Annotated in this window: 11 protein-coding genes and 1 tRNA gene; 7 read left to right on the top strand and 5 right to left on the bottom strand. The window is 66.8% G+C overall.

Features of this window, described 5'->3' with window-relative positions:
• Positions 1-60 precede the first annotated feature (60 nt).
• Positions 61-717, top strand: a complete 657-nt coding sequence (locus A9D14_RS02965; RefSeq protein WP_066842822.1) for an alpha/beta hydrolase — start codon at positions 61-63, stop codon at positions 715-717.
• A 43-nt stretch (positions 718-760) separates the two neighbouring features.
• Here A9D14_RS02965 and A9D14_RS02960 read toward each other — a convergent pair.
• A tRNA-Gly gene (locus A9D14_RS02960) sits at positions 761-834 on the bottom strand.
• 118 nt (positions 835-952) lie between these two features.
• On the opposite strand from A9D14_RS02960, the gene pabB reads away from it, so the two are divergent.
• The gene (pabB, locus tag A9D14_RS02955; protein WP_066842820.1) at positions 953-2,101 is read left to right on the top strand and encodes an aminodeoxychorismate synthase component I; all 1,149 of its coding nucleotides are present in this window, start codon (positions 953-955) and stop codon (positions 2,099-2,101) included.
• Here the strand turns inward: pabB and A9D14_RS02950 are convergent.
• Complete coding sequence (locus A9D14_RS02950) at positions 2,085-3,029, bottom strand: isopenicillin N synthase family dioxygenase (protein ID WP_066842818.1); 945 nt, start codon at positions 3,027-3,029, stop codon at positions 2,085-2,087. The genes pabB and A9D14_RS02950 overlap by 17 nt on opposite strands.
• Positions 3,030-3,039: 10 nt before the next feature.
• Positions 3,040-4,395: a NupC/NupG family nucleoside CNT transporter gene (locus A9D14_RS02945; RefSeq protein ID WP_066842816.1), complete on the bottom strand. Its 1,356-nt coding sequence runs from the start codon at positions 4,393-4,395 to the stop codon at positions 3,040-3,042.
• Positions 4,396-4,572: 177 nt separating this feature from the next.
• Between A9D14_RS02945 and A9D14_RS02940 the strand changes: the two genes are divergently transcribed.
• The gene (locus tag A9D14_RS02940) at positions 4,573-5,247 is read left to right on the top strand and encodes a queuosine precursor transporter (protein ID WP_066842814.1); all 675 of its coding nucleotides are present in this window, start codon (positions 4,573-4,575) and stop codon (positions 5,245-5,247) included.
• A gap of 15 nt (positions 5,248-5,262) precedes the next feature.
• On the opposite strand, the gene A9D14_RS02935 is transcribed toward A9D14_RS02940, so the two are convergent.
• Positions 5,263-6,069 carry a S1/P1 nuclease gene (locus A9D14_RS02935; protein ID WP_232468736.1) on the bottom strand — a complete coding sequence of 269 codons (807 nt, stop codon included), beginning with the start codon at positions 6,067-6,069 and terminating at the stop codon, positions 5,263-5,265.
• A gap of 225 nt (positions 6,070-6,294) precedes the next feature.
• Between A9D14_RS02935 and A9D14_RS02930 the strand changes: the two genes are divergently transcribed.
• Both A9D14_RS02930 and A9D14_RS02925 read left to right on the top strand, forming a co-directional pair.
• Positions 6,295-7,158, top strand: a complete 864-nt coding sequence (locus tag A9D14_RS02930; RefSeq protein WP_066842809.1) for a mechanosensitive ion channel family protein — start codon at positions 6,295-6,297, stop codon at positions 7,156-7,158.
• 6 nt (positions 7,159-7,164) lie between these two features.
• The gene (locus A9D14_RS02925) at positions 7,165-7,611 is read left to right on the top strand and encodes a cytidine deaminase (protein WP_066842807.1); all 447 of its coding nucleotides are present in this window, start codon (positions 7,165-7,167) and stop codon (positions 7,609-7,611) included.
• On the opposite strand, the gene A9D14_RS02920 is transcribed toward A9D14_RS02925, so the two are convergent.
• Positions 7,608-9,899 (bottom strand): putative bifunctional diguanylate cyclase/phosphodiesterase, encoded by a 2,292-nt coding sequence (locus A9D14_RS02920; protein ID WP_066842805.1) that lies wholly within the window; start codon positions 9,897-9,899, stop codon positions 7,608-7,610. The two genes, A9D14_RS02925 and A9D14_RS02920, sit on opposite strands and share 4 nt — an antisense overlap.
• 262 nt (positions 9,900-10,161) lie before the next feature.
• Here A9D14_RS02920 and A9D14_RS02915 point away from each other — a divergent pair, with 262 nt between their 5' ends.
• Together A9D14_RS02915 and A9D14_RS02910 are read left to right on the top strand one after the other, a co-directional pair.
• Entirely contained in the window at positions 10,162-10,986 is an 825-nt protein-coding gene (locus A9D14_RS02915) for a sulfite exporter TauE/SafE family protein (protein ID WP_066848073.1), read from the top strand.
• A gap of 22 nt (positions 10,987-11,008) precedes the next feature.
• Complete coding sequence (locus tag A9D14_RS02910) at positions 11,009-12,199, top strand: two-component regulator propeller domain-containing protein (RefSeq protein ID WP_066842803.1); 1,191 nt, start codon at positions 11,009-11,011, stop codon at positions 12,197-12,199.
• Positions 12,200-12,202 lie beyond the last annotated feature (3 nt).

The following is a 12,202-nucleotide window of genomic DNA, read 5'->3' as shown; positions in this document are numbered from 1 at the left end:
TCACACCCCCGCGGGCCGCAAAGGTTCCCCGCGGGGCAGCAACAGGTGCCATTTCCACCGATGCCTTCCGTTATATTCCCCGGACCCGAAGGCCGCCTCGAAGGCCGCTACCACCCCGCGCCGCGCCCGCGTGCGCCCCTGGCGTTGATCCTGCATCCGCACCCGCAGGGCGGCGGCACGATGAATGAGCGGATCACCCAGGCGCTGTTCAAGGATTTCGCAGCGCGCGGCTTTGCCGTGCTGCGCTTCAATTTCCGCGGCGTGGGCCGCAGCCAGGGCAGCTTCGACAATGGCATCGGCGAATTGTCCGACGCCGCCGCCGCCCTGGACTGGGTGCAGACGATCCACCCCGAAGCGCAGGTGACCTGGGTCGCGGGCGTGTCGTTCGGCGCGCTGATCGGCATGCAGCTGCTGATGCGCCGGCCCGAGATTCGCGGCTTCATCTCGATCGCGCCGCCCGCGAACATGTACGATTTCTCGTTCCTGGCGCCCTGCCCCGCCAGTGGCATCATCATCCAGGGCGCGGCCGATACGGTGGTCACGCCGAACGCGGTGCAAAAGCTGGTCGACAAGCTGCGCACGCAAAAGCACATCACCATCCACCACGACGAAATCCCGCGCGCGAACCATTTCTTCGAGCACGAGTTCGACGACCTGATGCGATCGGTCGACAATTACCTGAATTTCCGGCTGAGCCCGGACTGCCCGATCCGCTGATCGACACCGGGCCCGCGTCGCGGACGCGGGCCTGATAGGCTGCTGGAGCGGGTGAAGGGAATCGAACCCTCGTCGTCAGCTTGGGAAGCTGCTGCTCTACCATTGAGCTACACCCGCGAAGCATCGCTGCAAGGCGGAGGAGGCGGTTGGCAGATTTCGCGCGAGCGGTCAATCGGGATCGCGCGGCGGCGCTGTTCCGGTTTGTCTGCGCCGCGCCGCTCGGTTAAGGGCGACCATGCTTTCGCCCTTCGCCCTGATAGAGGACTTGGAAACCGGCACTGCGCGCCTGTTCGAAGACCCGCAAGAGGTGTTCGCCCCGCGCGATCATGCGGATGTCCCGGCTAAGCTGAAGCATCTGGAATCGCTGCGCCGGGAAGGCGGGAAACTGGCTGGCTGGCTTGGGTACGAGGCGGGCTTCGCGCTCGACCCGCGGCTTGCGCCGCTGCGTGGGCACTCTGCCGGGCCGTTGATGTGGATGGCCGCCTTTGACCGCGCCGCGGCCATGCCCATCGCCGCGGTCGACGGCTGGCTGGCTCAGCGCAGCAGCGGCAGCGGCAGCCTGGGCCCGATGGAGCCGCTGACAGACCGCACCGCCTATCTCAAGCGCTTCGACCGGATCATCGAGGCGATTCGCGCGGGCGACATCTACCAGGCCAATCTCACCATCGCGCTGGGCGGCGGCTGGCGGGGCGATCCGGTCGCCATTTACCGCGCGATCCGCCCGCGCGCGGCGGCGCGGTTCGGGGCACTGGTGTTCGACGGGGCACAATGGCTGCTCAGTTTCTCGCCCGAGCTGTTCTTCCGGGCCAATGGCGCAGCCATCGAGACCCGGCCGATGAAGGGCACCCGCCCGCGCGGGCACGACAAGGCCGCCGACCGCGCGCTGAAGGACGACCTTGTCGTCAGCCGCAAGGACCGGGCCGAGAACCTGATGATCACCGATTTGATGCGCAACGACCTCTCGCGCCTGGCGGTGCCGGGGTCGGTGCGGGTGGACGACCCGTTCCGGATCGAGGCCTATCCCACCGTCTTCCAGATGACGAGCACGGTGCGCGCCACGCTGGCGAACGGTTTCGACGCTGCCGCCGTGCTGGGCGCCATGTTCCCCTGCGGATCGATCACCGGCGCGCCCAAATTGCGCGCGATGGAAATCATCGACGCGGTCGAGGGCTGGCAGCGCGGACCCTATTGCGGCGCGATCGGGCAGATGGAGGCGGACGGGGCGTGCTTCAACGTGGCGATCCGCACGCTGCGGCTGACGCCGGACGGTCGCGCGACATTCGGCGTCGGATCGGGCGTGGTGGCCGACAGCGACGGGGACGGCGAATGGCGCGAATGCCTGTCGAAGGCGCGCTTCCTTTCGGAAGTCATTTCGCCAGATTGATCTCGCGCAGGCGCTGCATCAGGAAATCGTGGCTCGACAGCGGTTCGTACTGGTCGGGGTGGTCCGCATCGACGCATTGGGGCAGCGTCTCGATCACGAAGTCGGGCCGGAAATGCAGGAAGAACGGCATCGAGAACCGGCTGCGGCGCGACGCCTCTCCCTCGGGATTGACCACGCGGTGGATGGTCGAGCGCAGCCGGTCGTTCGTCAGGCGCGAGAGCATGTCGCCGATATTGACCGCCAGCGCACCCGGCCGCGGCGACACCGGAATCCACTCGCCCTGCTGCGACAGCAGTTCCAGCCCTGCCTCTTCCGCGCCAAGCAGCAGGGTGATCGTGTTGATGTCGCCATGCGGCGCGGCACGCACCGCGCCCTCGGCATTTTCCACCCCTTTTGCATCGCGAATTGGGGGATAATGCAGCAGGCGCAGCACCGAATTGCCCTGGTCGACAGTCGCGTCGAACCAGTCGGGTTCCAGCCCCAGATGGACCGCGATGGCCGACAGGATTTTCAGCCCCGCCTTGTCGAACTCGGCATAGAGCCGCTCGAAGGTCTCGCGGAATTCGGGCAGCTGTGCCGGCCAGACATTGGCGGGCATGAACTCCTCCAGCGGGTCGCCCGCGGGCAGGCTGCGTCCGACATGCCAGAATTCCTTGAGGTCGGTGGTGTCCTGTCCCACCGCCTTTTCGGTGCGATAGGGCGTGTAGCCGCGCGCGCCGCCGCTGCCTTCGATGAAATAGCCGCGCTTGGCATCCTCGGGCAGCGCGAAGAAGGCGCGGCTCATCCGTTCGGCCCTGGCGATCAGGTCCTCGTCGATGCCGTGGTCCGATACCACCGCAAAGCCGAATTCCGTAAAGCTGCGGCCCAGCTGGTCGGCCAGCGTTTCCAGCGGCCGGGTCAGCGAAACATGTGCGATATTGTCCGTCATGGGTGCGCCCTTACATCGGCAGCATGAGTCCCGCCAGAGCCGCGCTCATCAGGTTCGACAGCGAACCCGCGGCCAGCGCCTTGGGGCCAAGCCGCGCGACCACCGGCCGCTGGTTGGGGGCCAGCCCGCCGATCACCGCGATCTGGATGGCGATGGACGCGATATTGGCGAAACCGCACAGCGAGAACGTCACGATGGCGCGGCTGCGCGGACTCAGCACCTCGGGGCCGTAGCCGCCCAGCTCGATGAAGGCGACGAATTCGTTGAGCACGATCTTGGTGCCGAACAGCCCGCCCGCGACCTGCGCCTCATTCCAGGGGATGCCCAGCAGGAACATCACCGGCGAAAACAGCCAGCCCAGGATCGACTGGAAGGTCAGCCCCTCGACCCCGACCAGCTCGCCCGCACCCGACAGCAGGCCGTTGGCCAGTGCGACCAGCGCGACGAAGGAGAGCACCATCGCGCCCACCGCGACCGCCAGCTTGACGCCGGTCTGCGCCCCTTGTGCGGCGGCCATGATGACGTTTGCGGGTTTTTCCTCGTCGTCATGCGCGTCGGGAATGTCGTCTCCGGCCCCTAGCGATGCTTCGCCTTCCACGCCCTCGTGCCGGCCCCCTTCTGGCAGCAGGGCGGCGGGCCCCTCGCCGCTGCGGCGGCTGTCGGGCAGGTCGATCGCGCCCTCGGCAGCGGGCGACGGTTCGCGCAGGTCCGGCATGATGATCTTGGCCATCAGTATGCCGCCCGGCGCGCTCATGAACGCCGCCGCCAGCAGGAACGGCAGGTATTGCGCGCCCAGCAGGCTGGCATAGGCCGCCAGGATCGTGCCCGCGACGCCCGCCATGCCCACGCTCATCAACGTGAACAGGCGCGAGGGGGCAAGACCCGCGAGATAGGGCCGCACCACCAGCGGGCTTTCCGACTGGCCGACGAAGATATTCGCCGCCGCCGCCAGCGATTCGACGCGGCTGATGCCGGTGACCCAGCCGATTGCGCCGCCCACCCAGCGGATGATCAGCTGCATCACGCCCAGATAATACAGCACCGAGACGAGGCTGGCGAAGAAGATGATCACCGTGAGCGCCGCGATGGCAAAGCTGTTGCCCCCGATGTCGGGACTGGCGAGCGGACCGAAGATGAAATTCGTTCCCTCCGCCGCATAGCCCAGCAGGTTCGACACGCCGCGCGCCATCGCCGCGATCACCGCCGCGCCCCACGGCGTGCGCAGCACCAGCACCGCCATCAGCGTCTGCAGTGCAAACGCCGCGCCGACGATTCGCAGGCGGATCGCGCGCCGGTTGTTGGACAGCGCCAGCGCGATCAGCAGGATGACGGCGATGCCCAGAAGGCTCACGAAAGGGGTTTGCATCAGGGAGAGACACCGGCAGCGGCGGGAAAGGGCGACTGGATGCCGGTATTGCTACATGGCGCGCCTTTGCTCAAGCGTCTCGCATGCCGGCATCCCCCGCCGCGACGAATCGCCGGCGGGGGATTTCCCGCCGCCCGGCGCTTCCCTCGCACGCGTTTTCCGCGCTAGTGGTGCGCCATGATCCAGACCGCTGCCCGCGAGATCGACCTCGCGCCGCAATATCCCCGGCCACTGTTCCTCTATGCGCTGTTCTATGGCGGGATGACCTGCATCGCGGGCGTGCTGGGCGCCAAACAGGTGGCGCTGGGGCCGCTGGCGGTCGAGGCGGGGATCTTTCCCTTCCTGCTGCTGGTGTCGATTTCAAGCAGCGTGGCGCAGCTTTACGGGCAGAAGACCGCAACGCAGATGGTGCGCTTCGGCTTCGTGCCGCTGGTCATGGCGATCCTGCTGACCTTCATCGTGCTGGCTCTGCCCACCGACGCGCAGATGTGGGAACCCGCGAAAGAGGCTTTTCCCATCGTGCTGGGGCATAGCTGGCGGCTGATGGCGGCGGGGATCATCGCCTATGGCATATCGATGTCACTGAACGTGCTGATCTTTTCGCGCCTTGCCGTGCTGGTGCGCGTACCGATGCTGGCACGCGGGGCGGTCGCCTCGATCATCAGCCAGGTGATCGACACGCTCATCTTCATCACGGTCGCGTTCTATGGCGTGCGCCCGATCGCCGACCTGATCGCCGGGCAGGCGCTGGCCAAGGTGGTGCTGTCGCTGGTGCTGGTACCGCCGGTCATCGCTCTGCTGGTGCGGCTGGCGAAATGGATGGAGCCCAATTCCGGTCGGCTGGGCGGCTGATCCGCGCCGCCCCCCTCACTCCGGCGCGAAAACCTTGTTCAGGAACGCCGCCAGCCGCAGGCCGCCCTTCTGCAGGCGTTCCTCCATCAGCCCCTTGAACTTGTAATTATACTCATACCCAAGGTCCGGATCCGCGGGATAGAGGCCGGGCCGCACCGCCGCGCTGTCGGCGATCCACGCCCTGGGATCGGGGCTGGCCCATTCGCGCATCTCCTGCGACGTCAGGTCCTGGTTCAGCCATGCCGCATATTCGCTGTACGACAATTGCTGGCTGTCGAGCAGGCCCGAATCCCACAAAGCATGCAGATTCGTCGGCTCGCCGAACCAGCTTATTTTCACATCGTTGCCGCCGCGGTCGTCGCCGCTGCCGACATGCATGGGCTGCTGAAGATCGCCGACCAGGTGCACGATGAAGCGCAGCGCAGTCTGCCTGTCCGACAGGCTGGACTGCGGATCGCGCAGCGTATCGGCAAAGCCCTGAAGCGCGGTCAGCGCATCGCCCTGCGGCGGCGGGCCCACCTCGTCATAGCTCTCCCCTTCGGGAACGGTGACATAATGCCAGGGGCTTGCGGTCTTCTGCCAGTATTCGTCCGGATCGGATCGCATGAAATCGGGCCACGGCCCCGCCTCGGCCAAAGTCTCGCTGCCCAGTATCTCGAGCATGGCGGCATGCGCCTGCGGAGAGAGATATTCCTGCGCGATCGCGCCCACGATGCGGTGGCCGTTCGCGCCCCAGGCCATGGCCGGCTGGCTGGCGACAAGCGCGCCAGCCATGGCGGCGATGGCGCACAGGCTGCGGCGAATGATGCGGCGTGTCTTCACGTTTCGATGAACTCCGGTCGGGGGGGACGGGCTGGGAATAACGACCGCTTCCCTGATTGATCCGCGCGGCCAAGGCAAGGGCATGCCCCTGGGGGCGCGCGCGAATAGTCGCCATTGCTTCGGCGGCCTTACGCGCGTTATGCGACAGATTGAAGGAAGGCGGCGCTGCCGCGCGTCCGCTTCGCACGGCGCCGGTCCCTTGTCGCAGCCAGTAACGGGAATACCATGAACTACGTAGAAACGATCAACCGGGAAATCATGGGCATGGCCGAAGGGCTGGTGGCTTCGCTGCCCAGCCTGGCCATCGGGCTGGTCATCATCCTGCTGACGTGGCTGGTCGCCAAGATCGCCGTGCGCATCACCGCGCGGCTGTCGGCCCGCGCCCATCTGCGCGAAAGCCTGCGCACGCTGATCGCCACTGTGACCACCGTCGGCGTCTGGCTAGTCGGCCTGATGATCGCCGCGACCATCGTGCTGCCGGGGCTGGAACCCGCCGGGCTGATCGCGGGGCTGGGCCTTGGCACGGTGGCCATCGGCTTCGCGTTCCAGGACATCTTCGAGAATTTCCTTGCCGGCGTCCTCATCATGCTGCGCGAGAACATGGAGATCGGCGATCTGATCGAGGTCGAGGGCGTGCTGGGCAGGGTCGAATCGATCACCTTGCGCGAAACCCATATCCGCCAGCTGTCGAACGAGCTGACGATCATGCCCAATTCCATGCTGTTCAAGAACCCCGTCCAGATCCTGACCGACGCGCATATCCGCCGCGACGAGCTGACCGTGGGCGTGTCCTATGACACCGACCTCGATCACGCGATGGAGGTCATCAAGGGCGCTCTGGTCGGGATCGAGGCGATCGACGACGACAAGCCCGTCTCGGTCTTCGCCTGGTCCTATGGCGCAAGTTCGGTGGATTTCCTGGTCCAGTGGTGGTCCGACGCCCGCCCGCGCGACCGGCGCGAGACGAAGAGCGACGTGGTGCGCGCGATCAAGCGGGCGCTGGACGATGCGGGGATCGAGATTCCCTTCCCCTATGTCACGCACACCTTCAAGGAACCCGTACCCCTGCTGCGCGACGCTGCGGAGTAGGCCGGGATGGACAGCACCACGCGCGGCCGCCTGATCGCCCTCGCCCGCGAGGCGGCGGGCAAGGCGCATGCGCCCTATTCCCGCTTTCACGTCGGCTGCGCGGTGATGGCAGCGGACGGTTCGGTCGCGACCGGCGCGAACATGGAAAACGCCTGCTATCGCCTTGGCCTGTGCGCCGAGCAATCGGCATTGACAGCGGCCCAGCACGCGTTCGGGCTGGCGGCGATCACCCATGTCGTGGTGGCGGGCGGGCCGATGACTGGAGGCGGGATCGCGGGCGATGACATCATCACCCCCTGCGGCGGCTGCCGCCAGGCGATTGCCGAGGCAGCCTCGCTATCGGGCCGCGACATCGTGGTGATTTCCGCCAGCGCCACCGGCAGCGAGGTGCTGGAGACGACCATCTCGCAGCTTCTGCCGCATGGGTTCGGCGCGGACGTCCTGCCCGGTTAGGCGATCCGCCGCTCGGCCCGCTGGTCCAGCAGCGCGTTGGCTTCCAGCGCGCCCATCGGGCGGCCGAACAGGAAGCCCTGGATCTTCGAGCAGCCGAGCTGGCGGATGCGTTCCAGTTCGCGCTCGCTCTCCACGCCCTCGGCCGTCGTTTCCATCCCTAGCGCGTCGCACATGGCGACGACGGCACGGATGATGGCCAGCGATTCGGGGCTGTCCTTGGCCGCGCCCGTGACGAAGCTGCGGTCGATCTTGATCGTGTTGAACCGGTTGTTGCGCAGATAGCCCAGCGAGGAATAGCCAGTCCCGAAATCGTCCAGCGCCAGCTTGCAGCCCAGCGACTGGATCTGGTTCAGCGTCGATTGCGCAGCACCGCCGTCGCGCAGGAAAATCGATTCGGTCACTTCCAGCTCCAGCCGTTCGGGGGCAAGCCCGCTGGCGGCCAGCGCCGACACCACCGTGCTGGCGAAATTGGCGTCGAGCATCTGCTCTGCCGACACGTTGACCGCCACCTTCACATGGCCCGGCCAGTGCGCAGCTTCGTCACAGGCACGGCGCAGGGCCCATTCGCCGATGGGGACGATCAGCCGCGTATCCTCGGCAATGGGGATGAACTTGGCGGGGCTGACGCGGCCGAACTCCACGCTGTTCCAGCGCATCAGCGCCTCGAAGCTCAGGATTTCCTCGGTCACCGCGTCGACCACCGGCTGGAAGTTCAGCTCAAGCTCGTCGCGCTCCAGCGCATGGCGCAGCGCGAATTCCAGCTTGCGGCGCTCCTCGGCATGGGCGTGCATCTGCGGCTCATAGGCGAAATGGCTGCCGCCGCCCTCGTCCTTCGACCGATAGAGCGCCAGGTCGGCATTGCGCATCAGCGTTTCGACCGTGCGCGCATCGCGCGGGCCGACGGCGGAACCGACCGACGCGCCGACGAACAGGGTGTGGTGATCGACGTCATAGGGCTTGGACAGCACGTCGATGATCGCATGCGCCATGCGGTCCACCGCCTCGCGGTCGTTCACGTCGGCCATGACGACCGCGAACTCGTCGCCGCCGAGGCGGCCGCAGGTGTCATGCTGGCCCATCAGCACGCGCAGGCGGCGCGACACCTGTGCCAGCAGCTTGTCACCAATCTGGTGGCCCAGCGTATCGTTGACCGCCTTGAACCGGTCGAGATCGATCATCAGGAAAGCACAGCGCGTGCGCCATTGCTCGGCGCGCTGCAGCGCGGTGCCCAGCGCCTCGGTCAGCATCATGCGGTTGGGCAGGCCGGTCAGCTGGTCATAGCGGGCGAGCTGCGCGATCTTCTCGGCGCTTTCGCGCTGTTCGGTAACGTCCGATCCCACTCCGCGGAAGCCTGCGAACTGGCCGTGTTCGTCATGCTTGGGGGTGCCCGACAATTCCCACCAGCGGGTGCGCCCGTTCATCGACACGCGCACCATCATGTTGGAAAAACTCTCGCGCCGCTTCAGCCGCTCGGCCAGGTCGCGCAGCGACGACGGCAGCGCGCCGGTGTCCCAGCCCTCGCCCGCGATCAGGCGCAGCAGCGGCTGGCCGTCGGCCTCGCGAGGTTCCATGCACAGCGCATGGGCGAAACGGGGCGACACGCCGCGCACCCGGCGCGCGGCATCGACCTGCCACAGCCAATCGGCCGAATTTTCCTCGAACTCGTGCAGCAGCAGCGAAACGGTTTCCTGCTTCTCGGCCAGGTTCGCCTCGGTCAGGCGCAGCCGCAGATACAGCCGCGACAGCGCCATCGCGCCCGCCGCCACCACCATTCCGAACGCCAGCTGCGCCACCGTGCCGGCAAAATCGCCCGCCAGGATCATCGAGGTCGCACCGGCAAAGGCGAAGATCGCGATAAAGGTCATCGCCGCGGCCGGCACAGCGGACAGCGCCAGCACGAACACGCAGATCAGCAACGCCATGACCGCATATTGGGGCGCATTGCCGCTGGCCATCGCATCGGGAAACGCCAGCATCGGCCCCGCCCACAGCAGCCCGGCAAGCCCGACCGCCGCCAGATGGGTGCGCTGCTCCTCCGACGCCATCTGGCGCCGCTCGGCATCGATGAAGCCGCGCTCCATCCGCAGCAGTGCCGCGGCGATCAGCACGACCAGGAGGAACCAGCCCGCCGCCAGCCAGAAGCCCGAGCTTTCCACCCAGAAGGTGATTGCAGGAATGGCCGCGACGACGAAGACCGCGAATCGCAGGAACGCCGTTCGCGCCAGCGCCGCATATTGCAGCCCCAGCAGCTTCTGCGTCTTGGCTCCGGCGATGCCCATGCGCTGCATGAACCCTCCACCCAGCGGACCCTTGGCCGCAGTCGCGAAAACAGGCCGGTCCTCGGCCGACGATGGCCCCTTGGGGGCTTTATTCCGAGAGAGCGCAAACATCACGAAGAATGACTACGCTCAGCTTGGTAAGCTTTTCGTTAATGGCGAGGGCATCGCGGCACGGAATGGCGCCGCCGCCCGCGCGAGCCACCGAAGCGGAAATATATTGCACCGCAACATTAATGCTCGACCAACGCAAGACCGCGGGTATGATTGCGCCATCTTGGCCCAGCTCGCAATCTCCCTCCTGCCCTATCTGGCGCTTCTGGCGGCGGGGCTCGGCGCCGGTTTCGCGGGCGGGTTGTTCGGGATCGGCGGCGGTTTCGTTGTGGTACCCGCGCTCACGCTGATCCTGCCGATGCTGGGCACCTCGCCGCAGCAGGTGATGCATGTCGCGATCGGCACATCGCTTGCCACGATCATTTTCACCTCGCTGCGTTCGGTACAGTCGCACGCCCGGCGGGGCGCGGTCGACGTGCCCTTCATCAGGGGCTGGGCCCCGTGGCTGGTAGTGGGCACGATCCTGGGCACGCTGATCGCCGACCGGGTTTCCAGCAGCACGCTGGCGCTGATCTTCGGGATCGGCGTGCTGGTCTTCGCCGCCTATTTCCTGTTGCCGATAAGGCCAGAGCGGCAGCAGATATCGGATACCATGCCGACCGGCGCCACGCGCATCGGGCTGGCGGGCTTCCTTGGCCTGATCTCGGCCCTGCTGGGGATCGGCGGCGGCACGATCACGACGCTGACGATGACCAGCTGCGGCGCGCCGATCCACCGCGCCATCGGCACCGCATCGGGCGTCGGCGCGATCATCGCCCTGCCCGCCGCGATCGGCTTTGCCATCACCGGCTTTGGCGAGGCGGGGCTGCCGCGCCTGTCGATCGGCTATATCAGCATGCCCGCAGCCATCGCGATCATCGCCACCGCGGTGATCGCCGCCCCGCTGGGCGTGGCGGCCGCGCACAGGCTCAGCCCCGCACTGCTGCGACGGGTGTTCGGCAGCTATCTGGTGGTGGTAGGGATTACCATGATAACGAAAGCCTGACACGAACCCCGGGAGATAACCGATGCGCCGATCGTTGCTGTCCCTTGCCGCTAGCGTTGCCGTCATCGCCGTTCCCCAGTCTGCCATGGCCGACACGCTGGTCGATATCGTCAGCGAGCATGTGGACGAGGATGTGCCCATGCCGCTGTTTCAGGCCGATGCCTCGTGGCCGCGCCTGCCAGAGGACACGATTCTGGGCCAGTCGCCGGGCCTCGCGGTCGATTCGCAGGACACGATCTGGGTGCTGACGCGGCCCAATTCGCTCGACCCCACCGAATCGGGCCTGGCGCAGGATCCGCCCATCGCGCTCGCCTGCTGCAGGCTGCCGCCGCATGTCCTGCGCTTCGATCAGGAGGGCAACCTGCTATCGGGCTGGGGCGGCCCGCAGCTCGCCCCCGGCGAGGGAGAAGGCGAGCAATGGCCAGCCAATGTGCACGGCCTGTATGTCGATGACGATGGCACGGTCTGGATCGGCGGCAATGGCGACGGCGACCACGTCGTCCTGAACTTCACCGCCGACGGGCAGTTCATCCGCCAGTTCGGCATGCGCGGAGAGACGGACGGCAACGAATCGCGCACCACGCTGGGCAATCCCGCCGACATTGCGGCCAATGACGAATCGGTGCTGGTCGCCGACGGCTATATCAACAAGCGCGTCGTCGAACTTTCCGACGCCGATCTGGCCATGACCCATCTGTTCGGTGCCTATGGCGCGGTGCCGGGCGGAGGCACGCGCGACGAACCCTTCGACCAGAGCCAGGCCAGCAGCACCGCCGACGGCGGGGCCGATCCCGAATCGCGGATTTTCGGCGACATCGTGCACTGCGTGGTGCGCGGGCCCGACAGCACGATCTATGTCTGCGACCGGCGCAACAACCGGCTGCAATTGTTTCGCGAAACGGCGGACGGGGCGGAGTTCCTGCGAGACATCGTGATCGGCGCGGGCACGGGCGGTACGCGTTCGGCCAGCGATGTCGCGTTCAGCCCCGACGGCACCTATGTCTATGTCGCCGACATGATGAACGGCCGCGTATGGGTGCTGCTGCGCGAAACGCATGAGATGGTCGGCAGCTTTGGCCGCAACGGGCGCTATCCGGGGCAGTTCATCTGGCTGCACAGCGTCGACGTCGACAGCATGGGCAATGTCTACACGACCGAGGTCGGATCCGGCCGCCGCGTGCAGCGCTTTGTGTTCCAGGGCCTGTCGGACTAGGCG

The sequence above is a fragment of the Croceicoccus marinus genome (assembly GCF_001661675.2).
In the GTDB taxonomy this organism is placed as follows: domain Bacteria; phylum Pseudomonadota; class Alphaproteobacteria; order Sphingomonadales; family Sphingomonadaceae; genus Croceicoccus; species Croceicoccus marinus.
This window is presented reverse-complemented; position numbering and strand designations above follow the sequence as displayed.

Bases quoted from the DNA above. Each gene is read 5' to 3' on its own strand.
- A9D14_RS02965 (WP_066842822.1), top strand. From the start codon at position 61: ATGCCTTCCGTTATATTCCCCGGACCCGAAGGCCGCCTCGAAGGCCGC.
- pabB (WP_066842820.1), top strand. From the start codon at position 953: ATGCTTTCGCCCTTCGCCCTGATAGAGGACTTGGAAACCGGCACTGCG.
- A9D14_RS02950 (WP_066842818.1), bottom strand. From the start codon at position 3,029: ATGACGGACAATATCGCACATGTTTCGCTGACCCGGCCGCTGGAAACG.
- A9D14_RS02945 (WP_066842816.1), bottom strand. From the start codon at position 4,395: ATGCAAACCCCTTTCGTGAGCCTTCTGGGCATCGCCGTCATCCTGCTG.
- A9D14_RS02940 (WP_066842814.1), top strand. From the start codon at position 4,573: ATGATCCAGACCGCTGCCCGCGAGATCGACCTCGCGCCGCAATATCCC.
- A9D14_RS02930 (WP_066842809.1), top strand. From the start codon at position 6,295: ATGAACTACGTAGAAACGATCAACCGGGAAATCATGGGCATGGCCGAA.
- A9D14_RS02925 (WP_066842807.1), top strand. From the start codon at position 7,165: ATGGACAGCACCACGCGCGGCCGCCTGATCGCCCTCGCCCGCGAGGCG.
- A9D14_RS02920 (WP_066842805.1), bottom strand. From the start codon at position 9,899: ATGCAGCGCATGGGCATCGCCGGAGCCAAGACGCAGAAGCTGCTGGGG.
- A9D14_RS02910 (WP_066842803.1), top strand. From the start codon at position 11,009: ATGCGCCGATCGTTGCTGTCCCTTGCCGCTAGCGTTGCCGTCATCGCC.